Source organism: Streptomyces xanthophaeus (assembly GCF_000725805.1).
GTDB classification, from domain to species: domain Bacteria; phylum Actinomycetota; class Actinomycetes; order Streptomycetales; family Streptomycetaceae; genus Streptomyces; species Streptomyces xanthophaeus.
This window is the reverse complement of sequence record NZ_JOFT01000059.1, coordinates 1-24,577: the sequence shown is the minus strand read 5'-3', so window position 1 is coordinate 24,577 and position 24,577 is coordinate 1. Positions and strand designations below refer to the sequence as shown.

Genomic DNA, 24,577 nt, shown 5'->3' with positions numbered 1-24,577 from the left:
GCCCTGGGCGTCCGCCTCACCACCCTGCGCAAGGAGCAGGCCGACTACATCGGCGTCCCGGTCGAGGGCCCGTACAAGCCGGACCACTACCGCTACTGAGCGGCCGGGCCGGGTCCCGCCCGGGGCCCGGCCCCCGGGCCCGGCGGGGTCCCCGGCCGCGCGACCGTCCCGCGACCACGCGCTCCACTCCCGCTGCATCCCGACCGCGCACGCTGCAGCCATCCCCTCCGCGTTCCGCCCACCAGCCCCGTCCAAGGAGATCTGTCGTGACCACTGAAGTGACCCGCCGGGCCGCCACCGACCAGGAGCCGGCTGCCTCCACGCGGCGCACCGTCGAGGACCTGCTTCAGCGCGTGGAGCACCGGCTGGGCTCCTTCCTCGCGGCCGAACGCGCCCGCTACGCCGCGGTGGACGGACACGCGGTCGTCGCCATCGACGCCCTGATCGACCTGGTCACCGCGGGCGGCAAGCTCGTCCGCCCCGCCTTCTGCCTCACCGGCTACCTCGCCGCGGGCGGCGACGCGGACACCCCCGGCATCATCGACGCGGCCGCCGCCCTGGAGCTGCTGCACATCTCCGCGCTCATCCACGACGACATCCTCGACGACTCCACCCAGCGCCGCGGCAAGCCCGCCGTCCACGTCCAGCACTCCGCCCTGCACGAGGCCAGCGGCTGGCAGGGCGAGTCCCGGCGCTTCGGCGAAGGCGTCGCCCTCCTCGTCGGCGACCTCGCGCTGGTCTACTCCGACGAGCTCATGTCCCACGCCCCCTCCGGCGGGTTCGCCGAGTGGCACCACCTGCGCTCCGAGGTGATGATCGGCCAGTACATGGACGTCGCCGCGGCCGCCGAGTTCAACGTCGACCCGGGCCTGTCCCGCCTCATCGCCCTCATCAAGTCCGGCCGCTACACCATCCACCGCCCCCTGGTCGTGGGCGCCGCGGCCGCCGGCCGCGCCGACCTCGCCCCCGCCCTGGAGGAGTACGGCGAGGCGATCGGCGAGGCCTTCCAGCTCCGCGACGACCTCCTGGACGCCTTCGGCGACTCCAAGGAGACGGGCAAGCCCGCCGGACTCGACTTCAGCCAGCACAAGATGACCCTGCTGCTCGGCTGGGCGCTCCAGCGCGACGCGTACATCCACACCCTGATCACCGAGCCGGGCCACACTCCCGAAGAGGTCCGCCGCCGCCTGATCGACACCGGTGTCCCCCAGGAGGTCGAGCGCCACATCGGCGACCTCGTCGAGCGGGGCCGCAAGGCCATCGGTGACGCCCCCATCGCCCCCGAGTGGCGCGACGAGCTCGCGGACATGGCGCTGCGCGTCGCCTACCGCAACAAGTGATTTCCGGGAAACAGGGGCCGGAAACGGCACCGGAACCCGCAGCGCATCTGCACCCACAACAATTCGACATCCCCTTCAGCGCCTGCTCGCCCCCAAGCCATTGCCAAGAGGGGCGAGCGAGGGTGCTGGCGGATGTCGCATAAATAGGCTCACCCTTGGAGAAGCTCATGCCAGAACCCGTTGGATTGGACAAGGTGTATTCGGCGGTTGAGGAAACGGCCGACCTGCTGGGCGTGCCCTGCTCGCCCGAGCAGTTCGCACCTGCGGTGGCAGCATTCGGGGACGAGCTCCGCGAAGCCCACATCGTTTTCAGCATGGCGGCCGGAGAGGCCCATCGAGGCGAGCTCGACTTCGACTTCTCGGTGAGCACCAAGGGCGCGGACCCCTACGCCACCGCCCTGGCGAACGGCCTCATCAAGGGCACGGACCACCCCGTCGGCGCACTGCTGACGGACATCCAGGCCCGCCACGCCGTTGCGAGCTACGGTGTCGAGTACGGCATCCTCGGCGGCTTCAAGAAGTCCTACGCATTCTTCCCGATCGGCGACTACCCGCCGCTGGCGGAATTCGCCGCCATCCCGTCCGTGCCGCCCGGCATATCCGAGCACGTGGACACGCTCACCCGCCTCGGCCTCCAGGACACGGTGTCGGCCATCGGGGTCAACTACGCCAAGCGCACGCTGAACGTGTACCTCGGCGTGGGGGAAGTGGCGACGGAGACCAAGCTCGAACTGCTGCGCACGTTCGGTTTCCCGGAGCCGGACGCCCAGGTCGCCGAGTTCGTGAAGCGGTCGTTCTCGATGTACCCGACGTTCAACTGGGACTCCTCGGTGGTCGAGCGCATCTGCTTCTCCGTGAAGACCCAGGACCCGGGGGAGCTCCCCGCTCCCTTCCACCCGGAGATCGAGAAGTTCGCGAGCGGGGTCCCCCACTCGTACGCGGGCGGCCGCGAGTTCGTCTCCGCCGTCGCACTGGCACCGTCCGGCGAGGCGTACTACAAGCTCGCCGCCTATTACCAGAAGGCGCAAGGGGACTCGAAGGCCGCCTTCGCGGCGAGCCGAGAAGACGACGCCGCATAAGCACGTCCCAGTGATGTGAGTACCCGCAGCCGGTGCGGGTTCCGCCCAAGACTTCGTGCCCATGAGACCGGGGCTGCTTCTCGCGCCGACGCGAGAAGCAGCCCCGCACTGTTTGGCGAGGAATCCGCCACGACATCTCCGGCCGGAGTGCAAGCGGGCGCCAAGTCCACGCCAAGCGACTGACAAGTCGACAGCAAGCGGAATGGGCGACCATACCGGCAAAGCCAAGGTTGTGACCCGGAGAGTGAGTACATGTCTACAGCAGCTGAAGTCGAAAAGGCGCAGGCCATCATAACCGCGTACGGGGAGGCATTCGCGAAGGCCGGCGCCGCGGCGTACCTGGGACCGCGCGAAAAGCTCGCCGAGACCATCGCCCGGATCACCCTCGAGTTCTTCGAGGACCCCGAATGGCAGCCGCAGCTCCTCGAGGCCGTGCGCATCGCCGTCGCCAGCGACGAGGGCGCGGAGCCGATGCGCAAGCTGTTCTCCGCCCAGGTGTTCGCCCAGGCGGGAGTGGCCCTCGACGAGGACCCGCTGAGCATCGACGAGCTCGCCGGCAAGCTCAGCATCAAGGCGATCGCCATCAACGCCTCGGCCTCGCAGCTCTGGGGCGTGTTCCTGTGGCGTTACGTCCTGCGCGTGGAGCCGATCGCGTCGGCATCGGTCGACGAGATCGTCGAGCTTCTCACGCCCACGGTCGAGCGCTACATCATCGGCTAGCGGAAACACCGGCCAGCGGCAGGAACCGTCCGGCCTCGGATCACTGGGAGACCAATAACATCATGAGTACTTTAAGCAATGATTCACTAGACCACGCAGGCGGCCAGTCCGGCGGCAATCCCCTGCGCTGGAAAGCGCTGGCTGTGCTCACTGCGGTGCAGTTCATGCTCATGCTGGACGTCACCGTGGTGAACATTGCGCTCCCCAACATCCAGGACGACCTCGATTTCACCACCGAGGGTCTTGCCTGGGTGGTCAACGGCTATCTGCTGATGGCCGCCGGATTCCTGCTGCTGGGCGGGCGCATCGCGGACCTCCTCGGCCGCCGCCGGGTCTTCGTCGCGGGCGTGCTGCTCTTCGGCATCTCCTCGATCATGTGCGGTGCCGCGAACACGTCCGGTCTGCTCGTCGCCGGCCGGTTCCTCCAGGGCTTCGGTGAGGCGCTCGCGGCCCCGGCCGCGCTCGGTCTCATCGCCGTCCTGTTCACCGACGGCAAGGAGCGCGCGAAGGCCCTGGGCATCTGGGGCGGACTGGCCGCGCTCGGCGGTGCGGTCGGCTCGGTCGTCGGCGGTCTGGTGACCGACTTCATCGACTGGCGCTGGGTCTTCTACATCAACATCCCGATCGTGCTGCTGGCGCTCGCGGTGATCCCGCGTCTGATGCCGGAGAGCCGGATGGCCCGCCGTGAGGGCCAGAGCCTGGACCTGATCGGTGCCTTCGGTACCACCGTCGGTCTGGTCGGTGTCGTGTACGGCCTCCTGGAGGCTGCCGAAGAGCCGTGGGGTTCCTCGGCGGTGCTGCTGCCGCTGCTGGGTGGCTTCGCCGCGCTGGTCTTCACGGTCCTGTGGGAGTCGCGCGTAGCGGACCCGATGATCCCGCTCCGGTTCTTCAAGAACCGCACGCGCGTGACCAGCAACGTCGTGAGCATGATGTCGTTCGCGTCGTTCTACACGTACGCCTTCGTGGCCACGCTGTACCTCCAGCACGTGCTGCACTACTCGCCGATGGAGACGGGTCTGGCCTACATCCCGCTGACCATCGCGACGGGTGTCGGCATGGGCGTGTCCACCGCGCTGATGCCCAGGCTCGGCGTGAAGCCACTCGTGGTGATCGCCTTCTTCGGCGCCGCACTGGGGCAGTTCATCGCCGCCAACGGCTTCGGTCCCGACGCCAGCTACGTCGGCGGCGTCCTCCCCGGCCTCGTGGTGTTCGCTCTCTTCAACGGCATGGGCTTCCCGCTGCTGATCAACGGCGGCCTGCACGAGGTCACCGGGCAGGACTCCGGTCTGGCCTCCGGTGTGCAGACCTCGATGCAGCAGATCGGTGCGGCCCTCGGCCTCGCCACCCTGGTGCCCATCGCCCTGCGCTACGTCAACGACCACGCCGGGGACGGCAACCTCGCGGCGGTGGCGTCCGACGGATACGCGAACGCGCTGTACGTCGCTGCCGGCGTACTCGCCGTCGCGGGCCTGATCGCGCTGTTCCTGCTCGGCAAGGTGAGCGCCGAGAAGCGCGACGCGCACGCCGAGGCCGCCGAGCTGATGGCAGATGCGTCCGCCCCCGAGGCCGCCAAGGTCTGACCGGGCGCCTGACAGCCCGGCACGAACGAAGCCCCGCCCCCGGACCTGCCGGGGGCGGGGCTTCGTGCTTCATGCTTCGTACTGGTGCGGCGTACGACTACAGCTCCGCCGGCAGGCGCGGGCGCAGGAAGTCCCCCCGCGGCAGCACCCCGTGATGGGGCGGCTGGCGGAGGGCGCCGCCCCAGTGCAGTCCGCGCTGGTCCGAGACCGTCGCGGCGCGCCGGGCCGGCTTCACGGCCACCCGGGCATGCGGCTGCCAGTCCAGGGAAGGCGCCTGGTTGAGGATCTGCTTCTCCAGGAGCTGCAGCGCCAGCCGCGGATCGATCCCCAGTTCCTCGGCCAGCCGCCGCTGGTTGGTGCGCAGTACCGCCAGGGCGTCGGCCTGCCGGCCGGCCCGGTACAGGGCCAGGCTCAGCAGTTCGCAGCCGTACTCGCGCAAGGGATGGTCCTGGACGAAGGCCTCCAGCTCGGCCACCGCGATCTCGTGGGCACCGGCCGCGAGCAGGGCCGCGCAGCGCCCCTCGACCACCGACAGCCGCAGTTCCTCCAGCCGTGCCACGTCCGGCCGCACGTAGACGGTGTCCGCCACCTCGGCATAGGCCGACCCGCGCCACAGCGCCAGACCCCCCTCGAACTCGCGGACCGCGCCCTGCGGATCGCCCCGGTCCAGCGCCTTCCAGCCCGCGACGGCCCGTTCGCTGAACCGCTCCACGTCGACCTCGACGACCCTGCTGTCCAGCAGGTAGCCGCGTCCGTAGGTGCGCAGCACCGTGGGCTGGGTGCGCGGCGTCCGGCCGGGCTCCAGGGCCCGCCGCAGGTTGGCGATGTACGCCTGGACGGAGGCGACGGCCGACGGCGGCGGGCGGCCCGTCCACAGCTCCTCGACGATCACGTCGAACGTCACCGGCCGGCCCACCCTGCTGACCAGCAGCGCCAGCAGGGCGCGCTGCTTGGGTGCTCCCAGGTCGACGAGGCGGTCACCGACGACGGCCTCGATCGGGCCCAGGGCACGGAAGGCGACCATGGCGCGCGGTTCCGCCCGGCGGGAAGCCGCGGGCGGATCGTTGCGGCCGGCGTTCTCAAGGTTCTTCGTCACGCCCTGCGTGACGCCGTCCCTCAGGCCGTCTCTCATGCCGTTCGCCATGCCGGAACCGGCGGCCGCACGGCCTCCAACGGCGTTTTCGGGATCGAGTTCGAGTTCGAGATCTCTTGCCACACATCGCCGCAATGCCTTGTTGGTGCGGCGAAGCTCGCGGACCTCGCGTTCCAGCTCCGCGATGCGCCATGCGTCCGGGTTACCAGGGCTCGCGATACCGGCATCGACCTTGTCGTTCGCCATCCGTGAACTCTCCATTTCCACGGGCCGCATTTCACCTGTCGTGGATTCTGGGCAGGCAAATTCCTCAGTCATTGTGCGCGACTTGGCGCAGGCAGGGTCCGTACGCCAAGTCAGCGCCAATCCGTCCTCTAGCCATGCTCAAGGCGCACGGCCGATCCTGGAGGGCTGGAGAGCCCGCGGCGGCGGTGCAAGGCCGGCGGCGGGAGGCTGCTTACTGAGTCGGCCAGAGCTCGCGGGCGAGCCGCTGTTCCTGATCGGAGAGCGGAACGTCCTCACACAGCCGTTCGGGGTGGGCGGGGGGCGGCCCCACCGGGGCCGACTGCAGCGCCTGCATGTCCCCGAAGGCGTACCACGCGTAGGGGTCGCAGGAACGCGCGGCCAGCGCGGTGGCGATCTGCGGCTGGCGGAACGCGTCGGAGCCCACGTACATGACCCCGAGGGACACCAGGCCTTGGGCGAACGGACGCACGAAGTATTTCCTCAGCGCCAGCCGACCGGCCCGCATCATCCGCTTCACGTCCATCCCTCCGCACCCTCGCTCGTGGCTGAACCCAAAGAGTTCCAAGGTTCGCTCGCGGCCCGGTGGAGCGAGGCTGTGGCGGCGCACCGCGTCAGGCGCCCGGGTCCGCGGCCTCCTCGAGGGCCCGGGCGAGATCGCGGGCCCGCTGGACCTCGTCCGCGGCCGCGCCGGCGAGCACGACCCGCGGATGGCGGCCGCCGTCCGCCGCGATGCGCCAGGCGACGTCGCAGGCGAGGGCCCCGGCCCCGGAGAACCCTCCGAGCAGCAGGGACCGCCCGTCGCCGAGCGCGGCCAGGGCGCGCTCGGCACCCTCGGCGCCGGTGGTGAGCACGAGCAGTTCCTCAGGCCCCGTATGGCTGTGGACCAGCAGGTCGTAGCAGGTGGCAGGGGTACCCGGCGGCGGGATCAGACAGATCGTGCCCGCCCGTTCCCCCCGCGCAGCGCGCAAGGTGACCAGCGGACCGTCCGGGCCCGCCGCGACGCCCTGCGCCATGCGCGGCACGTCCCTGCCCTCCAGGAGCCCCAGCGCGTCCGCGACCGTGGTGGCCTCACCCGGACGCAAGGGGATCTCCCGCAGCAGCAGGGCGCTCTGCTGCAGCAGCTCGGCGGCCGCCTCCTCACTGAGCAGGGCCCGGTCGTGCACCCCGGTGAGGACCAGGCCCCCGGCGCTGTCGTGCTGCGCGAGCAGCCCGATGGGCGCCGTGGAGCGGGCCGGGATGGTGCCCGGGTAGCCGACCCGGACGCCGTGGGCGGCGAGTTCTTCCGCCAGCCCCTCCACCGTGTGCGGCGGATCCTCGAAGACGACCACGGTGCCGACGGAACCGGCGCCGTGGGCCCGCCCGCCCTGCGTACGGATCCACGCGTCGGGGACCCACTCGTAGGCGGCCATGTCGAGGGCCCGGTCACGGAGCCGGCGCAGCAGGCCCGGTACGGTGCCCGCCGGATCCACCTCGACGGACATGGGCAGCGCGTTGCGCAGCGGCCCCGGCATCCGGGCCACGTCCTCCAGCGGCACGCCGCGCCCCGAAACGGTCACCGCGAACGTGACCGGGGCGGGCCCGGTGGCACCGGAAGCCCGGTGGATCAGCATCGCCCAGACGGCCTGGAGCACGCTGCTCTCCGTGGTGCCCCAGGCGCCCGCCCAGCGCGCGAGCCGGGCGCTCTCCACGGGCTCCAGACGCAGCCGGGCCCGGCCGACGCCGGTCAGCCCGGTGGCACCGGAGGGCCGGCCGGGCCAGGACGCCGCGCCGTCGGGCGGCGTCGAGCGCGCCCAGAACCCCCGGGCGGGTTCCAGGTCCTGGGCCGCGATCCAGGTGTTGTAGTCCGACAGGTTGGGACGGCGCTCACCGCCGGGCAGGGAGCCGCCCGCGAGATAGGCCCGGTAGAACTCGCGCAGCAGGATGTGCGCGCTCCAGCTGTCGAGCAGGGCCCGGTGGTAGGTGAGCAGGATCCGGATGGGTGCGGCGGTGCCGGTGGACGGGATCTCGTCCGACTTCAGCAGGGTCAGGCGCAGCGGTCCCGGGCAGCGCAGGTCGAAGCCGCGTAGCCGGTCGCGCTCCAGCAGGGCTGACCAGCCGTCGCTCCGGTGGACCTGGCAGGTGATCTCCGGCGTGACCCGGCCGTGCACGATGAGCTGGGGTTCGGGGCCACCGGTGAACGCGGTGCGCAGCACCGCCTCGCAGTCGAAGACCGACTGCCAGGCCGCGGCGAAGCGTTCGGCGTCGAGCGAGCCGTGCCAGGCCCACACGAGCTGCTCGACGTGCCGGCCGGTGCCGGGACGTCCGTCACCGCTCGCGTACAGCGCCGACTGCTGGGGCGTGGCCGGGAAGACGGAGGGGACCGGTGCGCCCGACGTGGCGGCCAGGTCCTCCAGCACCTCCCGCAGCAGGTCCCTGAAGGCGCCCGCGGAGGTCTCGGTGATTCCACCGGGCTGACCGGACACCCAGTCCAGGCCGACGTGCAGCTTGCCGTCGACCACCCCGGCACGCGCCTCGACACCGTGCACGGGCCGCGATCCTGCGGGCAGCGCTCCGCCCGGTCCGGGCAGCGTCAGACGTGCCCGGGCGGGCTCCAGCGCGTGCAGGACGTCCCGTAGCAGCGGGTCGGGGCTCCACTCGCGGCAGGCCCCGAAGCCCGCACCGTCCGCCGTGCGCCCCGCCCCGGCGGCCAGCGGGCCTGCCAGGGCGGCCAGTTGCTCCAGGGGGCCGAGGCCGGAGGGCAGCGTGAGCTGCACCGGGTACGGATCAGCGACCCGGCCCGCGTGGGGCCGCGGGCTCCCCGGCTCGTCACGGGGGATGCTGCGCACGTCGAAGCCGACCTCGTCGACGCCCTGCCAGCGGGCCAGGGCCAGGGCGAACGAGCCCGTCAGCACCTGCCCGGCGCTCAGCCCGAACCGCACGGCCAAGGCGTTCACGATCCGGTCGGTCGGGCCCTCGTCCAGGGTGAAAGCGATGTGCCCGACCTGGCTCCGGACGCCGTCGCCGTCCGCCGGGAGGGCAGCGCCGGGAACCTCGCCAGGCGAAGTCACCTGGGCGGAACGGCGGGAAGCGGCCGCCCGCGACCTGCGCTCGGCGACCGCGGTCCAGTGCCGGACCTCGGCCGGGTCGACGGCCAGCTCGCGCAGCCCTGGGGTCGCCGTCCCGTCAGCAGGGCCGGGCGGGAGCCCGGCGCCGGGCGGGCCGGTCACCAGGTCCGCGATGCGTCCCACGACGGACGCGGCGGACGAGGACGATCCCGCAGGGACGGTGAACCGCAGCGTGTGGTGGTCGGGGGCGTGCCGCAGCAGCCGGTGCTGCCACGCGGACCGGTCCGGGTCACCGGAGGCCAGCTCGCCCAATACGTGCTCCAGCGCGCCCGGGTCGAGCTGTCCGCGCAGTTCGAGGTCCCAAGGGGCGGTGTACGGGGGAGACCCCGGGTCGACCACCACCGAGACAGCCGCAGATGAGGAGCGGGGAACAGTCATGCGCGGTCGGGGACGTACGGTCCGCTGCGGCTGGCGGGGCCCCTTCTCCTCTCAGTTGGCGCTGGATGAGCATGCGAGGTCGTGCGCGCTCGCCCCGTGCGGGGTGGTCGGGCGGCGCACACGGCCGGCGGGGCCTGCGCGGCAGGAGCCGCCGGAACCTCGGCGCCGGGGACAGGCCCTCGGGGGGCCGTGCCGTATTGCCTCGCTTCCATGGCACCTCCTGGTCCGCACGTATCCGCACCGGTCCGGTTAGGCACGCTAGTGCCAGTCCTCACCCGAAGTCCGTTTTCCCAAGCAGGGGTGAAGCGGCGCCCAAGCGGTGACCTGTTCTTCCCGGTTCGCCGTCACAGCATGCGGACGGCGCTCTCCGCGTGCCTCTTCGCCTGCGCCAGCAGGTCCAGGCCCGGCCGGCCGACCGCCTCGCGCACGTACGCGCGGGCTTCCGCGAGGCCTGCGCCTTCGCCCAGCACCGTCGCGATGTCCTCTTCGCGGAGCACGACGCTGTGCTGCGCGACCACCGTCACCCCGGTCTCGTCCGGGATGACCGACCACTCGCCGGTGTGTGCCTCCAGCAGGGGCGACGGAGCCGTCTGCTTGTGGATGATGCGGCCCGCGTGCGGGAAACAGATCCGCACCGAGTCGGTGGTCCGCGAACCGTGCTCGGTCAGCGTGTTCATGGTCATGCGCTGGATTCCGGGTGCGTCCTCGCTGAGGTCGACCCGGGTCACGTGCGGCACCAGCTCGGGCCAGTCCCCGGCGCGGTACAGGAAGTCGTAGACGAGCTCGGCCGGACCGTGCACGCGCACCGAGTCCTCGAAGGACACCACCAGCTCGTCCAGGCGCGTCCACCGCTCGGCGAGGGCCTTCAGGTCGGCGAGCTGCGTGAGGCTGGCCCGCGCGGCGGCCCCGTCCGCCCACACCACGTCCTCGGGCAGGCCGCCGGTGACACGGAAGTCGTACTGCAGCTCCAGCTCGGTGGTGTGCGGGCCCTGCGCGCGTGCGGTCAGGGCGCCGCCCATCGAGTCCAGCGGCGCCGCGGGTACCTCCTGCCGGAATTCGACGCAGCGCTCCACCGGGTCCAGGCGCCGCCAGGAGATCCACGACTCCAGCCGGCCGTCGACCAGGGACCAGATCCGCAGCCGTTCCCGTTCGCCGTCGAGCTCCAGCCGTTCCACGTGGACGCTCAGGGAGAAGTAGAGCGGCCACTTCACCGCGTCGACGATCAGTCCGTAGACCACACCGGCGGGCGCAGCCATGCGGACCTTGTACGGGATTCTGTGCGCGTGCTCAGTCATCACCTGAACACCTCCTCACATGGCGCCGGCGGGGACGCCGGCAGAACTCAGCGGCAGGATGCAGACCGCTTGAGTACGAGCAGGGGGAAGCGCACCACGGGACATCCTCGCGCTTGGTTCCGGCGTCGAGGGCGGCCTCAGCCGACGGGCACCGGCTGCCGGACGAGGCGGTCCGCCGTGCGGCAGGCCCGGCCCAGCAGCCGGGGGAGTCCGCGTTCGCCCGCGAAGAAGTGGCGGCCGGGCACCACGCGCAGCCGGGCGGGACCCTCGGTCCAGCGCCGCCAGCCGTCGGCGGTCCGGGGTGGCGCCAGGGGGTCGTCGGCCGAGGCGACGACGAGCAGGGGGGTGGTGAGCGGTCCCGCCGGACGGGGTGCGCGGGCGGCCTCTTCCAGGGACTGGGCGAGCTCCAGGTCGGCGCGGAGCTCCGGCAGCATCGCCCGCAGCCAGACCCCTTCGTCGCTGCCGGGCGGCACCGCGCCGTCGCCTTCCAGGACGTTCAGGAGTTCGGCGTCCGTCAACGCGCGCACGTCGGGCAGCTCCGAGGACACGTGCGGCGGCCGGCAGGCGCCGACGACGAGCAGCGCGGGGCCGGGGAGGCCCGCCTCGTGCAGGGCGCGGGTCAGGGTGAAGGCGACCATCGCGCCGAGACCCTGCCCGTACAGGACGAAGGGGCCGGCCTCAGGGCCGGCGAACCGGGGGAGCAGGTCGGCGAGGAGTTCCTTGTGCGTGGTCACCCGCGCTTCGGCGCGGCGGTCCGCAGAGCCCGGAAGGGCGGCAGGGACCAGCTCCACGCCGGGGCCGACGTCCGCCGTCCAGCCGCTGAACGCGGAGACACCCTCCGCGGAGTGCGCGAAACAGTGCAGTCGTATGGGCCGTTCCTCCGACATGGCATCCTCCAGTACCTCCGCCGCTGGTCGTACGAGGCAGGGTTCGAGAATGGCCGGACGGGCTGGAGCACCGCTTGAAGACGGACTGAGGCTTTCCGGGGAAGGTGCCCGGGCCGCGGCCGGCCGGGCCGGGCGGCTTCCCGGCGCTCAGGCCGCGTAACGGTCGAAGGTGGAGCCGCGCCGCGGGCCGGCCGCGACTTCGAGTTCCGGGTCGACGGCGAGCATGGCCTGGTGCAGGAGCTGCAACTGGGGGGAGGGGTCCACGCCGAGCTCCTCGATGAGCCGCTCCCGCACCTTCCGGTAGACGTCCAGGGCGGAAGCCTGCCGTCCGGACCGGTACAGGGCCAGCATCGCCTGCGCGTGCAGGCCCTCGTGCTGGGGGTGGCGGGCGATCAGGTCGGTGAGTTCGACGATCAGTTCGGCGTGCCGGCCGAGCCGCAGGTCCGCGTCGATCCGCCGCTCGACCGTCACCAGCCGGGACTCCTCCAGACGCATGACCTCGATCTCCAGGATCGGGCCGAGCCGTACGTCCACCAGGGCGGGCCCCTGCCACAGGGCCAGGGCCTGCCGGAAGGCGCGGGCGGCGCGCTCGTCCTCACCCTGCTCGAAGGCCTCCCGGCCCTCGACGACCAGCCGCTCGTAGGAATGGACGTCCACGGACTCCGGCGGGGTCTGCAACAGGTAGCCGCCGTGCCGGGTGGCCAGGATGTTCTTCGCCTCGCCGGGGGCCTCGGGTCCCATCGCGGTGCCCAGGCAGCGCCGCAGCTGCATGATGTAGGTCTGCAGCGTCGTCATCGCACTCGGCGGCGGCTCCGTCCCCCAGATCTCTTCCATCAGCGTCGAAACGGGCATGACGCGGCCCGGGTACAGAGCGAGGAGGGTGAAAATCTGGCGGGGCTTCCCCGCGTTCGGCACGATCGACACCCCCTTCACGGTGGCACACAGCGGACCGAGAAGCTGAATGTCCATGGCTTCCTCCGTTCGTCGTCTGGTACTCCCCATGGCGGAAAGTCGTCGGCGAACTGGCACGGTAGCCGCATCCATACCGGAGGTGCGGGTTCCTTCAACGGAGCTTGAGCAGGCTTCCAAGGGGACGCAAGAGAGCGGGGAAGAGCAGCGGTCATCGCCCGTGACACATGGCGGAAAAGGGACGTCCGTCGATGCGTCGTCCGCCGTGGTTCGAGGCCTCATCCCGTGATCGTCGAACACGGTTTCCGCAGAATTCGACGCCTTACCCCGCCGCTGCCTGCCCTGGAGAACGGGGATCACCCGTGCGGGGTCGGCAGCGCCGGCGGGGCCGTGCGGTCACGTCACCATTCGAGCAGGGCGAAGCCCGCCGCCATGCCGCCGCCGAACCCGGCGAGGAGGATCAGGTCGCCCGGGCTGAAGGCACCGGCGCGGGCGGCCGCGTCAAGGGTGATCGGGACGGACGCCGCTCCCGTGTTGGCGTACTCGGCCAGCGTCCAGTGCATGGTGGCCCGGGGCAGCCCCAGGTCGGCGAAGAGGCTGTCGAGCATGACGCCGTTGGCCTGGTGCGGCACGAAGTGACGGATCTCGTCGGGCACCACCCCGGCCTCGTGGAGGAACTCCTTGACGAGCTGCGGCACGTTGTCCGCGACGAAGCTCCGCACGCCCCGCCCGTCCATGGTGAAGTACTGCAGACCGGCTTCCAGGCCCTCCTGGTCCAGCGGCACGCGGCTGCCGCCGCCGGTCACCTCGATGAGGTCCGAGCAGTCGCCGAACGAATGCAGTGCGATGTGCCGGATGCGCGCCCCGCGGCGGACCCCGCCCCCTCGGGCCTCGTCGTGGCCCTCCGCGGACAGCACGACCGCACCCGCGCCGTCGCCGAAGAGGATGACCGTCCTGCGGTCTTCCGGGTTCAGGATCCGCGAGTACAGGTCCGCCCCGATGACCAGCGCGTGCCCGCCGCGCCGTGCGAGCACCCCCTCGGCCGCGGACAGCGCGAACACCAGCCCGGAGCAGACCGCGTTGACGTCGAACACCGCCGCGCCCGACGCACCGAGCTTCTGCTGCACGTAGGACGCCGTGGGCGGCTGGGGCCGGTCCGGCGTGGACGTGGCGACCACGATCACGGACAGCTGGTCGGCGGTGATCCCGGCCGACTCCAGCGCGGCCCGGGCCGCGGCCGCGGCCAGGTCCGAGGTGGCCTCGCCGTCGGCGGCCCAGCGCCGTTCGCGGATCGCGGTCTTGCTGACGACCCATGCGTCGTCGACCCCGGCTGCCGCGGCGGCCTCGTCGTTGGAGACGACACGGTCAGGTACGTAGGCACCCGTGCCGAGAATCCTGACATCGCTCATGCGGCTGCCCTCCCCTCAGGTGGTGTGGAGACCGGTGTGTGAAAGGCCGGCAGGCGCACGGCCGTGAGTGACACGCCCGTACGTGGGCAGCCGCTCGGGCTGCCCACGTACCTGCGGGCTCGGATCATGCTCTAGCGCGTCTGGTAGATGCGCTTGTGACCGCTGAGACCGGCCAGGCGGAAGGGCCCGGTCGTCTCCGTCGGCGTGGAGTAGTCCCCGCCGTCGGTCGGGAAGGACCGCTCGTGCAGCTCCCGGTACTCGGCGTAGGTCACCTGCTTGCGCCGGGCGATCGCGTCGAGGTTCGCCTCGCTCCGCAGGTGGGCCTGATAGCCGGGCACGACGGTGCCCGCGAAGAACTCCGCGACGCTGCCGGAGCCGTAGCTGAGGAAGCCGATCGCCCGGTCGGTCAGGTCCTCCGCCTGGTCCAGCAGCGCCGCCAGACCCAGGTACACCGAGGCGGTGTAGCTGTTGCCGATGACGGCGTTGTAGGCCACGGTCTGGCCGATGGCGCGCTCCACGTCGTCCTTGTCGGTGTCGACGAGGCCGACGTGGTTGAGCAGGTGACGGTGCGCCTTGTAGGCCATCTTCGTGAACGGCTGGTGGTAGCAGAACGCGGCGAAGTCCTCGAAGGAGCGGCCGCCCTGCTGCCCGTAGTCCTTCCAGGCACCCTCCACGGCCTGCAGGTACGCCTGGACGGACTCCTGCCCGTCGACCAGCGCCGCGTCGCGGTAGTTCGGCCGCCAGAAGTCCATGACGTCGGCGGTGAACAGGCCCGAGGCGTTCTCGATGCGCACCAGCGCGGGGTCCGCGCTGACCAGCAGGGCCACCGCGGCCGCGCCCTGCGTGGCCTCGCCCGGGCTGTCCAGCTCGTACTTCGAGACGTCGCTCGCGATCACCAGGACCTGCTGGTCCGGGTCGCGCCGCACGAGGCCGATGGCGAACTGCAGGGCGGCGGTCGCCCCGTAGCAGGCCTGCTTGAGCTCGACGACGCGGCAGGCCGACTGCAGCCCGAGCAGCGAGTGCACGTAGATGCCGGCGGCCTTCGCCTGGTCGATCGAGGACTCCGTCGCGAAGACGACCGTGCGGATCCGGTCGTTGCCGTGCCGGGCGATGATGGGCGCGGCGGCGGCGGCGCCCAGCGTGACGATGTCCTCGTCCGCGGCGGGCACGCTCATCGACCTCTGGCCGATGCCGATGTGGTACTTGCCGATCTCGGTGCCGTTGTACTCGGCGAGTGCCGCGTGCGGCAGGACGTACCGCGTCGTCGCGAAGGACAGATCGTGAATGCCGACGGCTGAATTGTTGGACATGCCTCAAACACCAACCTTTACTGTCTGGGTTTCGCGTTCCAGCTGGATGTGCGATCGCATGAGTTCGCCCGGGTTCGTCTGCGCCGCGAGCAGCGAGAGCTCGCCGCACAGGACCGTCGCCGCCCCGATGACGGCGAGCCGGCGCGCGTTCGCCCCGGGCTCGCGGTCGTCCTTGCAGCCGAGGCGGGTCAGGTTCGTCTCCACGAACCCGAGGCCCTTGCCGTTGCCCACCGTGCCGACGATCAGGTTCGGCAGGGTGCAGGAGAAGTAGAGGTCGCCGTCCCGGTCCTCGGCCATGGTGATGCCCTGCGAACCCTCGACGATGTTCGCCGCGTCCTGGCCCGTCGCGAGGTAGAAGCCGAGCAGCATGTTCGCGTAGTGGGCGTTCGCCGAGCGGATGCCGCCCGCGAGCAGGGTCCCGAGGAGGTTCTTGCGGATGTTCAGCTCGACGACCTTGGCGGCCGTCGTGCGCAGGACACCGGTGACCACCTCGCGCGGGATCAGGATCTCCGTGATCACGTTCTTGCCGCGGCCGAGGATGCCGTTGATCGCGGTGGCCTTCTTGTCCGTGCAGTAGTTGCCGGAGATCGAGCCGTAGGTGATCCCCGGAATGGTCTGCAGCAGGTGCGTCAGCAGCGCCTCGGACGCGAGGGTGGCCATGTTGTGGCCGGAGGCGTCGCCGGTGGAGAACTCGAAGCGGATGAACAGCAGGTTGGCGTTGATCTCGTGCCGGATGTTGAGCAGCTGGGCGAACCTGCTGCCCGCGCGGACCACCTCCCGCAGCTCCTCGATCCGCGCCTCGATGGTCAGGGCGGCCGTGTACGCGGTCTGCGCGTCCTTCGCCTCGACGAGCACCGAGCGGGTCATCCGCTCGTCGACGAGCGTGGCGACGATGCCCTTCTCGGCCAGCATGGACACCTTCGCCCCGCGGCCCACGGAGGGCCACAGCGGCGTCTCGTAGGTGGCGAGCGGCACGTGGGTCTCGGTCTCGGCGACGTTCCCCGAGATGCGCACGGGCCCCACCCACTTCATGGGGACCCCGGCTATGGCGTGTGCTTCAGTCATCGTGTGCTTCCCGTCATCTCGTGGAGGGCGTCGACGGACCGGGCACGCTGGGCGAGCTGCCGCGTGTCGATGCCCCGGTCGGCGCAGAAGGAACGAAGGGTGCCGTGGATCAGCAGATCCCGGCTGGAGAGGTCTGCGGGGGTGCGGGCGCCGAGCATGGTCTGCAGAGCCGCCAGCTGGTCCAGCCAGTTCGAGATCTGCGCGATCAGCGCGTCGACACCGCCGTCGAGCAGGGTGCGCAGGAACACCCCGGACGCTCCGACGCCGGAGGCGCCGAGCGCCAGCGCGCGGGCGACGTCCAGCGGGTTGCGCACGCCGCCGGAGGCGAGCAGGGGCATCCCGGTGTCCCGGGAGTCCAGGAGACAGGCGGCGGTGGACTGACCCCAGTTGTCGAGGAACGCGTAGTCGCCCAGTGCGCGGCGGCCGTTCTCGATGCGGGCGAAGTCCGTGCCGCCCTTGCCGCCGAGGTCCGCGACGCGCACCCCGAGCTGCTGCAGCGTCAGGACGGTCTCACGGCTCAGGCCGTTGCCGACCTCCTTGACGATGACGGGGACGTCGACCGCCGAGGTGATCTTCTCGATCTGCGAGACCCAGGCGCCGAACGACCGGTCGCCCTCGGGCATGGCCGTTTCCTGCGCCGTGTTGATGTGGATCTGCAGGGCGTTGGCCTCCAGCACGTCGATGGCGCGCCGGGCGTTCTCGACCGAGGCCGTCGCGTTGACGTTCGCCATGACGAACCCGTCCGGGTTCTGCTGGCGCAGCACGCGGAAGGTCTCCACGCACGACGGGTCCTTGAAGTAGGCGTGCACCGACCCCGAAGCGATGGCCACACCCGTCTCACGGGCAGCGGTCGCCAGGTCCCGGTTGATGGCACCGGTCTTCGCGGTGCCGCCGGTCATCGCGTTGATGTAGAGCGGCACCTGCCAGGAGATCCCGGCGAAGGTCGTGGCCAGGGACACGTCCGGCCGGTCGATCCCGGCCAGGGCGTGGTGGACGAACGACACCTCGTCGAACTGGTTGATTCCCCTGCGTGTGTCCTGCTGCTCGATGGCGAGCCGGACGTGGTCGTCCTTGCGCTGAGCGCTCATTCCTCGATCCCTTCGCTGGTGGGACGGACGAGCAGGGGCAGCACCCCGGCGGCGGCCCACCGTTGCCGTACGTGTGAGATGTCGTGCGCGGCCCCGGTGTCCAGCAGGGCGATGCCGCAGTCGCCGCCGCCCGCCCCCGAGGGCTTGGCCGCTCCGCCGACGCCCTCGGCGGCCTCGCACAGCGCCGTCAGCTCGGTCGTGAAGATGCCGAGGCCGACCTCCTCGTCCAGGCGGGCCAGCTCCTGCCGGGCCCGCCGCACCTGGTGCAGCAGGGCCTGGCCGTCACCGGCCTCCAGCGCGGCGATCGCGGCGCGCACGAGGTCGGTGCTGGTCTCCACGAACGCGCGGTGCGAGTCGGTGCCCCGCCAGGTCCGCCGGTGCAGACCGGACACGAGGGAGGTGGTGGACGCCGGGTTCCCGGTCCAGCCGACCTCCAGGGACAGGCCGTTCGGCGGCGGGAGCCGGCGCACGGCGAACCCCGGCCAGGGTGCGCGCAGCGCCTCCTCGACGCCCTCGCGCCGCACCAGGTCCAGGACGAAGGCCCGGTCGGGCCCCTGGTACGCGATCCAGCCGCCCCACGTACTGGCGGCGAGGTCGCCGCCGGAACCCTTGGGGTCGATCCGGGCGTTGGCGATCAGGGCCAGACGGAACCGGGCGTCGAGCGACAGCTCCACACCGCAGAAGGCCGAGACGGCGTCCACGGTGGCCACCGTGACCGCGCCGCTCGACCCCAGCCCGAACTTCCGGCCGTCCTCGTGCAGCCTGCTGCTGACGCCGATGTCCAGCGTGGGAACGGGCAGCCCGCGCTCGGCCAGCAGCCCGGCCACGGTCTCGACCGCCGACACCACGTGGGCCAGTGCGCCGCGCGCACCCTCCTCGTCCTCCTCGTCCTGGACGTGGAGGACGCCTTCGCGCCACTGCCAGCGCACCGCCCGCGGACCGAGGTCGGAGGAGATCACCACGTCGGCTCCCTCGGAGCCGGACACGGTGACCGTGATCTCCCGGTCCACCGCCACCAGGATCGCCGGGGTGCCGGGCTCGACCACGGCGTACTCGCCCGCGACGAACAGCTTGCCCGGGGCGCTGCGGACGACCGTCCGTCCGGAGGTCATCGTCCGTCTTCGTTCAGCAGACGGGCGCCCTGCCCGGGCCCGGCGACGTGCACCGCACCCCCGGCCGCCGCATCGCGTACGACCTCGGCCACCCGGTCGGCGTCCGCCCGGCGGCAGAGCACCTTGACGTTCGGTCCGGCGTCCATGGTCGCGTAGGCGGAGATCCCGTCCCGCCGCAGCTGCAGCACGCTGTCCAGCACGGTGAGCGAGGCGGGCGAGATGTAGCGCACCGCGGGGCGCGCCCCCAGCATGGTGGCGTGCATGCCGAGCGCGTTGCGCTCCGCGATCTCGCCGACCGCGTCGAGGTCGCCGCGCAGCAGCGCCGCCCGCATCTCCACCAGGTCGGCCTTGCTCGATTCGGCCCACGGCTCGAACAGGGGCGAGGTGTCGACCGTACGGCGCATGGCCACACGGCTGGACACGTCCTTGGGGCCCGCGTTGACCACGGCGATGACGAGCGCCGGATCGATGTCCGCTGCGGGCACCGGTTCGGCGTAGGAGCTGAGGTCGGCCTCCGCGGCCGGAGCCGTGTGCGTGCCGGCGTTCCAGGCGGCGAAGCCACCGAAGACCGACCGCGACGCCGAGCCGGATCCGCGCCGGGCCAGGCGCGAGAGCCCGGTGGCGTCGAGACCGAGTCCGTACGCGGCGGCGGCGGCCACGGCGAGCGCGGCGAACCCGCTCGCGGAGGAGGCCAGGCCCGCTCCGGTGGGCACGGTGTTGTGGGTGTCCACGACGGCCCGGTGGGGGAGCCCGGCCCGCTCCCGTACGAGATCGAGGAAGGCGACGATGCGCCGCTGTGCCTCGCCCGTCGCGGGGACGCCGTTGAAGGTCACTTCGTCGTGACCGGCTTCGGCGTCGAGCTCGACCCGGGTGGTCGTGGGGAAGATGTCCAGGGTCATCGACAGGCTGCTGGTCCAGGGCAGGAACAGCTGCTCGTCGCGCTTGCCCCAGTACTTGATCAGCGCGATGTTCGGCTGTGCGACGGCGGTGGCGCCCGCCGTGCCGCCGGCTTCCCGCGGCAGGATCAGGGTGTTCTGCTGCTCAGGCATTGCTGCCGTTCCTCCTCAGGGGTACGACCCACGTCTGGACGGCACCGGCTTCGTGCAGCTGCCGGGTGACCTCCCTGGCCTGCTCGGGCTGGGTCAGGGCCATGACGCAGCCGCCCAGTCCGCCTCCGGTGATCTTGGCGCCGAGGCTGCCCGCCGCGAGGGCGGCGTCGACCAGGGCCTCGATGCGGTCGGTGCTGAGACCGGCCGCGCGCAGCAGACCGTGGTACTCGGTGAGCCGCGATCCGAACTCCTCCGGCTTGCCGTCGGCGAGGGCCGCCCGGGCCTCGTCCGTCAGCTCCGTCGCACGGCCCACGAAGCTCTCCTGGGCTCCGGGGTGCTTCTGGAACCCCTCGCGCAGCAGGTCGACCGCTTCCTTGGTGCTGCCCATGACGCCGCTGTCCGCGATGATGAACAGGCCGTCGCAGCCGACGGCCAGTTCCTGGGTCTCACCGGCCTGGAACAGCAGCGGGGCGGTGGCGCCGACGGACACGGCATCGACGCCGCTGGCCCGGCCGTGGACCACGCTCTCGGCGCTCTGCACCAGCTCGAAGACCGTCTCCTCGGTCAGTTCGTGGCCGAAGAGGTCACCGAGGGCCAGGACGACGGCACGCGCGCACGCCGCGCTGGAGCCGAGTCCCCGGCCGGGCGGGACGGCACCGTCGATGATCACGTCGAGGTGCGAGGCGTCCGCGATGCCCGTGACCGCCCTGAACTCGGCGGCCAGTCGGCGCAGTCCCTCGGAGCCCTGGGTCCTCACCTGCCTCGACGCGGAGCCGGTCATCGTGAAGGACACCCCGCTGGGCTCCGCAGGGGTGCGGGGGGACCAGCCGGCGCTTGCGGTGATGGGCAGCTGAGGCACTGGAAGGGCCAGCGCCGGAGCTCCGTACACGACCGCGTGCTCGCCCAGCAGAATGGACTTCGCGTGGGCGCGGCCGGTGCCGACTGAGCGAGCCCAGTGGCTTTCCGATACCCCCGCCGCTGAGGTTGGTAGAGTCAACGCGCTCAGCTCCCATTATCGTATTTGCGTAGATCGCATGGTTTTGAGTTCCAGGAAGGAACGGACCAGCGCGGAGCCCTTCAGGGCGCGGCTGATCCGGGTGGGGCAGGATTCCGGGCGAGGCGGAGCGGCTCCGGCCGCCGCGCAGGGCGCGAGTCCGAACGTGTGACGGAGAGATGGCGAGCGGGGTCGTGTGCACCCGTCGCCGGTCGGTCCCCCGCCGGGATCCGGCGTGCGCGTCCGTCACCGTACGAAAGTGATCGCAGCGCGCAGACGCAGGTGCCGTACCCGGTCGTGGACTCGCTCGCATCCGCGCGGCCCGGCCGTCGCGGCACTCAACTCCCAGGCCCGGATCTGTTTTTGGGCAGGGGAGATGTGCGTGAATAGTGACACGGGTCGCACCTCCACGCCAAGAGAGCCCGGGGTGACGTGGGTTACTCGGGACGGGGTCCGGCGCGCCGCTGCGCGCACGGGCGCTGTCGGCCCCGCTGAGGGCCGGCGGAGCCCGGAACGGGCACGCGGGCGGTGGGGCGCCAGCGGCGTCGGACGCCTGATCCGTGCGCCCGGCGGGCGGCGCCGCAGGCCTCCTCGGAGGGGCCGGGGCGCTGCTCCCGCGCAGGCCGGGGCCGCTGTTGCCGCCCTCCGCCGGGACGGATCCGCTGCCGCCGGACGAGGTACTGCTGCGGCCCCTCGCCGCGGGGCGGTCAGCCGCCCGCCCCGCGCGGACATCCTTTCGGGCGCCCTCGGACAGGGCCCGGATGTTCCGGACGAAACCGGACGCGTACGGAGCGGCCCGCACCGGTCCGGCCGGGCCGCGGGCGGGTTCGGAATGCACCGCGGGCGCCCTTCGCTCCGGTGAGCCTTGAGCCGGAACTTACGGATTTCCTAGCGGGCGTGGGCCGGAAGTGCAGCGGGCTCCGTGGATGCGGTGCGCTCCGCCCGGCTCCTCGCGGAGCGCGGCGCCGGATTTCTCCGGTCCGGCGTCAGGGGCGGTCGCCGGTCAGCTCCGGGAAGCCGACGTGCACGCCGCGCTGGTTCCAGGCGGCCAGGAGGGCGAGCAGGACCGCGTGATCGGGCAGGCCGGGCAGGGCCAGAAGTCCGTCATGGCCCACTGCGCCGCCCGGGGACGCTGCTGTCCGTCCGGCCGCCACCTGCGTGTTCGCCGTTTCGTCCGTGGTCTCCTGCACCGTGCCACCCCTTGATGTCGTGGGCCATCACGAAGGGGCGAGATTACAGCCACGGTGCACCGCGGGAAATGATATTCCACTGCTTTTGTTTTGTGGCTCCAGCGTTTTCGACATTTGCTCAAGGTGTACTGGAGTTTCGCAGGGGGGTGGATCGCGGGAGGATATTGTGCCCCTCATATGTGGTCAACTCCAATGACAAAATGGCCTGAAGACTACAGTGTCGAAGGACTTCGGTATCGCTTCGTAATGGAGACCGGCAAGGCGTGGAGGGAATTATGAAGATAAAAGTCCTGGGTTCGTTGAATGCCGAAGTCGACGGGGTGTCGATCGTCCCGACCGCCGGCAAGCCCCGCCAGATCCTGGCGCTGCTCGCCCTGTACCCCGGCCGGGTCGTCCCCGTGCCCACGCTGATGGAGGAGATCTGGGGCACCGACCTGCCGCAGAGCGCCCTGACCACCCTCCAGACGTACATCCTCCAACTGCGCCGCCGCCTGGGCACCGCCATGGGTCCGGGCGCCTCGGGCTCGGCCAAGGACGTGCTCGTCACCCGGTACGGCGGGTACATGCTCCAGGTGCCCACCGAATCGGTCGACGTCCACGGCTACGAGAGCCTGGTGGCCGAAAGCCAGCAGGCCTTCGAGAGCGGCGAGGACGCCTACGCCTCCACCTGCCTGCGCAAGGCGCTCGACATGTGGGAGGGGCCCGCACTCGTCGACGTACGCGTCGGCCCGATCCTCGACATCGAGGTGCTGCGCCTGGAGGAGAGCCGTCTGGTCGCCCGTGAGCGGCGGATCGACGCCGACCTGCGGCTGGGCCGTCACGCCGAACTCATCGCCGAGCTCACCGACCTGATCGCCCGCCACCCCCAGCACGAGGGACTGCACTCGCAGGCCATGGTGGCCCTCTACCGCTCCGGACGGCAGGCCACCGCGCTCGACGTCTATCGCAGGCTGCGCCAGCGGCTGATCGAGGAGCTCGGCGTGGAGCCCTCTCCGCAGCTGCGGCGGCTGCACCAGGCGATGCTCGCGGTGGACCCGCGCCTGGACGTCATCGGAGGGCCGCACCGCAGCTCGACCTTCGATCTGTACGCGGCCTGACAGGAGCTCAGGACCGGTTGCGCCGTCGCTGCCGTCGGGGAGGAGCGGTAGCGGCGGCCGGTACCACGGCCGGCGCCGAGGATCCGGCCGTCGGGCCGGAGGGATTCCCCGGCCGCCCACAAAGTCCGGGGGTGACCGTGTGGGCGGTCCCGGGGCGTGGGTCGCTTCCTCGGGCGCACTTGCCAGCAGGCGTCGGCCGCTCCCCACGGAACCACTGTGGCTGGCTGATCTTGAGCGCTGCTCGAACCCGGCCCGCGGTCCGCGACCGCCCAGCCCTGTAACGTGAGGACGCTCCGTACGGGCAGGGGCCGGGGGCTGCGCTCAGGGGCGCGTCCGGTTCAACTGCCCCGTGATGCACAGGTCGTTCGTGATCCGGAGAACGACGCCGGAGGGCCTGGACCGAGGCGGCCCCAGCGAGGCAGATCACCGGCTGTGTGCCTTCAACACGCCTGTGATCTTCGGTAGTGTGTCGACCGAAGTTACCACTCGGTAATTAATACACTCCGCTCGCAGGTTCGAGGAGCCTTCATGCAACTCGCGGCGATCATTGTCTCGCTGGCGCTTGAAATCGTCGGCTCCGTGCTGTTCATCCGCGCCATCGCCCAGATGGTCCGCTACTTCATGCTCGGCCAGCCCGTACCGGCGGGCCTGCGGACCAACAACCCCTACCAGCGCACCGTGACGCTGGTGAAGGAGTTCCTCGGTCACACCCGCATGAACCAGTGGGGCGTCATGGGCGTGGCGCACTGGACCGTTGCGATCGGGTTCTACACGCTGATCATCACCCTGGTGAACGCCACCGGTCAGCTCTTCAAGCCCGACTGGCGGCTGCCCATCATCGGACACTGGCTGCCCTACGAGCTGGTCGTCGAGGTGATCGGCACGCTGACCGTGGTCGGCATCCTCACCCTCATCGTGATCCGGCAGCTGTCGCGGCCCGGCCGCGCCGAGCGCAAGTCGCGCTTCGCCGGGTCCAAGACCGGCCAGGCCTACTTCATCGAGACGGTCGTCCTCACGGTCAGCCTGTGCATCATGTCGCTGCGCGGCATCGAGGGCGCCTTCGCGGGCGTCGACCACTGGGAGCCCGCGTACTTCTTCTCGTACCCGCTGGTGGTCGCGTTCTCCGAACTCGACGTCTCGACGCTGGAGAACGTGACGTATCTCGTCGCGGCGACCAAGATCACCATTTCCTTCGTCTGGATGATCGTGGTCTCGCTGAACACCAACATGGGTGTGGCGTGGCACCGGTTCCTGGGTTTCCCGAACATCTGGTTCAAGCGGAACGCCGACGGGGCGGTGGCGCTGGGTGCGCTACTGCCGATGACCAGTGGTGGCAAGGTCATCGATTTCGAGGATCCGGGCGAGGACGACGTCTTCGGTGTCTCGCAGGTCGAGCAGTTCTCCTGGAAGGGCATTCTCGACTTCTCCACGTGCACCGAGTGCGGGCGCTGCCAGTCGCAGTGCCCGGCGTGGAACACGGGCAAGCCGCTTTCCCCGAAGCTGCTGATCATGTCGCTGCGTGACCACGCGCATGCCAAGGCCCCGTATCTGCTGGCGGGTGGCGGCAAGGACATGGAGGGCAATGAGAAGGCGACGGCGGAGCAGCTGAAGGACGTTCCCGCGGCTGCGCTG

At 71.2% G+C, this 24,577-nt stretch carries 20 protein-coding genes and 1 pseudogene; 7 read left to right on the top strand and 14 right to left on the bottom strand.

Going from position 1 to position 24,577, the window contains the following annotated elements; genetic code table 11:
* From IO30_RS43860 to IO30_RS0128020, 5 genes are all read left to right on the top strand, one after another.
* Positions 1-99, top strand: a 99-nt coding sequence (locus IO30_RS43860) for an adenosylhomocysteinase (protein ID WP_078904277.1), incomplete at its 5' end; no start/stop codon positions are given.
* Positions 100-266: 167 nt separating this feature from the next.
* Positions 267-1,340 carry a polyprenyl synthetase family protein gene (locus tag IO30_RS0128035; protein WP_234321852.1) on the top strand — a complete coding sequence of 358 codons (1,074 nt, stop codon included), beginning with the start codon at positions 267-269 and terminating at the stop codon, positions 1,338-1,340.
* 167 nt (positions 1,341-1,507) lie between these two features.
* Complete coding sequence (locus tag IO30_RS0128030) at positions 1,508-2,419, top strand: aromatic prenyltransferase (protein ID WP_157853389.1); 912 nt, start codon at positions 1,508-1,510, stop codon at positions 2,417-2,419.
* A 252-nt stretch (positions 2,420-2,671) separates the two neighbouring features.
* Positions 2,672-3,139 carry a TetR/AcrR family transcriptional regulator gene (locus tag IO30_RS0128025; RefSeq protein WP_031147433.1) on the top strand — a complete coding sequence of 156 codons (468 nt, stop codon included), beginning with the start codon at positions 2,672-2,674 and terminating at the stop codon, positions 3,137-3,139.
* Positions 3,140-3,201: 62 nt separating this feature from the next.
* Positions 3,202-4,719 carry a DHA2 family efflux MFS transporter permease subunit gene (locus tag IO30_RS0128020; protein ID WP_031147431.1) on the top strand — a complete coding sequence of 506 codons (1,518 nt, stop codon included), beginning with the start codon at positions 3,202-3,204 and terminating at the stop codon, positions 4,717-4,719.
* 97 nt (positions 4,720-4,816) lie between these two features.
* Here the strand turns inward: IO30_RS0128020 and IO30_RS0128015 are convergent, their stop codons facing one another.
* From IO30_RS0128015 to IO30_RS45620, 14 genes are all read right to left on the bottom strand, one after another.
* The gene (locus tag IO30_RS0128015) at positions 4,817-6,058 is read right to left on the bottom strand and encodes an AfsR/SARP family transcriptional regulator (RefSeq protein ID WP_078904275.1); all 1,242 of its coding nucleotides are present in this window, start codon (positions 6,056-6,058) and stop codon (positions 4,817-4,819) included.
* Positions 6,059-6,269: 211 nt separating this feature from the next.
* On the bottom strand, positions 6,270-6,581 hold the full coding sequence (locus tag IO30_RS0128010) for a DUF6059 family protein (protein WP_031147428.1): 312 nt from the start codon (positions 6,579-6,581) through the stop codon (positions 6,270-6,272).
* Between the two features lie 88 nt (positions 6,582-6,669).
* On the bottom strand, positions 6,670-9,540 hold the full coding sequence (locus IO30_RS42220) for a condensation domain-containing protein (RefSeq protein WP_078904842.1): 2,871 nt from the start codon (positions 9,538-9,540) through the stop codon (positions 6,670-6,672).
* Positions 9,541-9,884: 344 nt separating this feature from the next.
* Positions 9,885-10,835, bottom strand: a complete 951-nt coding sequence (locus IO30_RS0128000; RefSeq protein ID WP_031147424.1) for an aromatase/cyclase — start codon at positions 10,833-10,835, stop codon at positions 9,885-9,887.
* Positions 10,836-10,972: 137 nt separating this feature from the next.
* Positions 10,973-11,722, bottom strand: coding sequence for a thioesterase II family protein (locus IO30_RS0127995; protein WP_031147422.1), 750 nt, complete (start codon positions 11,720-11,722; stop codon positions 10,973-10,975).
* A gap of 147 nt (positions 11,723-11,869) precedes the next feature.
* A complete protein-coding gene (locus IO30_RS0127990) occupies positions 11,870-12,691 on the bottom strand; it encodes an AfsR/SARP family transcriptional regulator (protein ID WP_031147420.1) in 822 nt (273 codons plus the stop codon).
* Between the two features lie 341 nt (positions 12,692-13,032).
* Positions 13,033-14,040, bottom strand: a complete 1,008-nt coding sequence (locus tag IO30_RS0127985) for a 3-oxoacyl-ACP synthase III family protein (protein WP_031147418.1) — start codon at positions 14,038-14,040, stop codon at positions 13,033-13,035.
* Positions 14,041-14,171: 131 nt separating this feature from the next.
* Positions 14,172-15,350: a hydroxymethylglutaryl-CoA synthase gene (locus tag IO30_RS0127980; RefSeq protein ID WP_031147416.1), complete on the bottom strand. Its 1,179-nt coding sequence runs from the start codon at positions 15,348-15,350 to the stop codon at positions 14,172-14,174.
* Between the two features lie 3 nt (positions 15,351-15,353).
* Positions 15,354-16,415 carry a hydroxymethylglutaryl-CoA reductase gene (locus IO30_RS0127975; protein WP_031147414.1) on the bottom strand — a complete coding sequence of 354 codons (1,062 nt, stop codon included), beginning with the start codon at positions 16,413-16,415 and terminating at the stop codon, positions 15,354-15,356.
* Positions 16,412-17,503 (bottom strand): type 2 isopentenyl-diphosphate Delta-isomerase, encoded by a 1,092-nt coding sequence (fni, locus tag IO30_RS0127970; protein WP_031147412.1) that lies wholly within the window; start codon positions 17,501-17,503, stop codon positions 16,412-16,414. Before fni ends, IO30_RS0127975 begins: the two co-directional genes overlap by 4 nt.
* The gene (locus IO30_RS0127965; RefSeq protein ID WP_031147410.1) at positions 17,500-18,615 is read right to left on the bottom strand and encodes a phosphomevalonate kinase; all 1,116 of its coding nucleotides are present in this window, start codon (positions 18,613-18,615) and stop codon (positions 17,500-17,502) included. The genes fni and IO30_RS0127965 overlap by 4 nt, the downstream gene beginning before the upstream one ends.
* The gene (gene mvaD / locus IO30_RS0127960) at positions 18,612-19,664 is read right to left on the bottom strand and encodes a diphosphomevalonate decarboxylase (RefSeq protein WP_051902636.1); all 1,053 of its coding nucleotides are present in this window, start codon (positions 19,662-19,664) and stop codon (positions 18,612-18,614) included. Before mvaD ends, IO30_RS0127965 begins: the two co-directional genes overlap by 4 nt.
* Positions 19,657-20,661: a mevalonate kinase gene (gene mvk / locus IO30_RS0127955; protein ID WP_078904273.1), complete on the bottom strand. Its 1,005-nt coding sequence runs from the start codon at positions 20,659-20,661 to the stop codon at positions 19,657-19,659. The genes mvaD and mvk overlap by 8 nt, the downstream gene beginning before the upstream one ends.
* 983 nt (positions 20,662-21,644) lie before the next feature.
* Entirely contained in the window at positions 21,645-21,848 is a 204-nt protein-coding gene (locus tag IO30_RS45620) for a hypothetical protein (RefSeq protein WP_157853388.1), read from the bottom strand.
* Positions 21,849-22,123: 275 nt separating this feature from the next.
* Here IO30_RS45620 and IO30_RS0127945 point away from each other — a divergent pair, with 275 nt between their 5' ends.
* A complete protein-coding gene (locus IO30_RS0127945) occupies positions 22,124-22,945 on the top strand; it encodes an AfsR/SARP family transcriptional regulator (protein WP_031147404.1) in 822 nt (273 codons plus the stop codon).
* Positions 22,946-23,473: 528 nt separating this feature from the next.
* Positions 23,474-24,577, top strand: a pseudogene (locus IO30_RS0127940) (Fe-S oxidoreductase); the annotation flags it as partial.

Coding starts and splice junctions, on each gene's coding strand:
- IO30_RS0127995 (WP_031147422.1), bottom strand. CDS start 11,722: ATGTCGGAGGAACGGCCCATACGACTGCACTGTTTCGCGCACTCCGCG.
- IO30_RS0128025 (WP_031147433.1), top strand. CDS start 2,672: ATGTCTACAGCAGCTGAAGTCGAAAAGGCGCAGGCCATCATAACCGCG.
- IO30_RS0127985 (WP_031147418.1), bottom strand. CDS start 14,040: ATGAGCGATGTCAGGATTCTCGGCACGGGTGCCTACGTACCTGACCGT.
- IO30_RS0127980 (WP_031147416.1), bottom strand. CDS start 15,350: ATGTCCAACAATTCAGCCGTCGGCATTCACGATCTGTCCTTCGCGACG.
- IO30_RS0128015 (WP_078904275.1), bottom strand. CDS start 6,058: ATGGCGAACGACAAGGTCGATGCCGGTATCGCGAGCCCTGGTAACCCG.
- IO30_RS0127990 (WP_031147420.1), bottom strand. CDS start 12,691: ATGGACATTCAGCTTCTCGGTCCGCTGTGTGCCACCGTGAAGGGGGTG.
- IO30_RS0127975 (WP_031147414.1), bottom strand. CDS start 16,415: ATGACTGAAGCACACGCCATAGCCGGGGTCCCCATGAAGTGGGTGGGG.
- IO30_RS0128020 (WP_031147431.1), top strand. CDS start 3,202: ATGAGTACTTTAAGCAATGATTCACTAGACCACGCAGGCGGCCAGTCC.
- IO30_RS0128030 (WP_157853389.1), top strand. CDS start 1,508: ATGCCAGAACCCGTTGGATTGGACAAGGTGTATTCGGCGGTTGAGGAA.
- mvaD (WP_051902636.1), bottom strand. CDS start 19,664: ATGCCTGAGCAGCAGAACACCCTGATCCTGCCGCGGGAAGCCGGCGGC.
- IO30_RS0128000 (WP_031147424.1), bottom strand. CDS start 10,835: ATGACTGAGCACGCGCACAGAATCCCGTACAAGGTCCGCATGGCTGCG.
- IO30_RS0128010 (WP_031147428.1), bottom strand. CDS start 6,581: ATGGACGTGAAGCGGATGATGCGGGCCGGTCGGCTGGCGCTGAGGAAA.
- IO30_RS42220 (WP_078904842.1), bottom strand. CDS start 9,540: ATGACTGTTCCCCGCTCCTCATCTGCGGCTGTCTCGGTGGTGGTCGAC.
- IO30_RS0127945 (WP_031147404.1), top strand. CDS start 22,124: ATGAAGATAAAAGTCCTGGGTTCGTTGAATGCCGAAGTCGACGGGGTG.
- fni (WP_031147412.1), bottom strand. CDS start 17,503: ATGAGCGCTCAGCGCAAGGACGACCACGTCCGGCTCGCCATCGAGCAG.
- IO30_RS0127965 (WP_031147410.1), bottom strand. CDS start 18,615: ATGACCTCCGGACGGACGGTCGTCCGCAGCGCCCCGGGCAAGCTGTTC.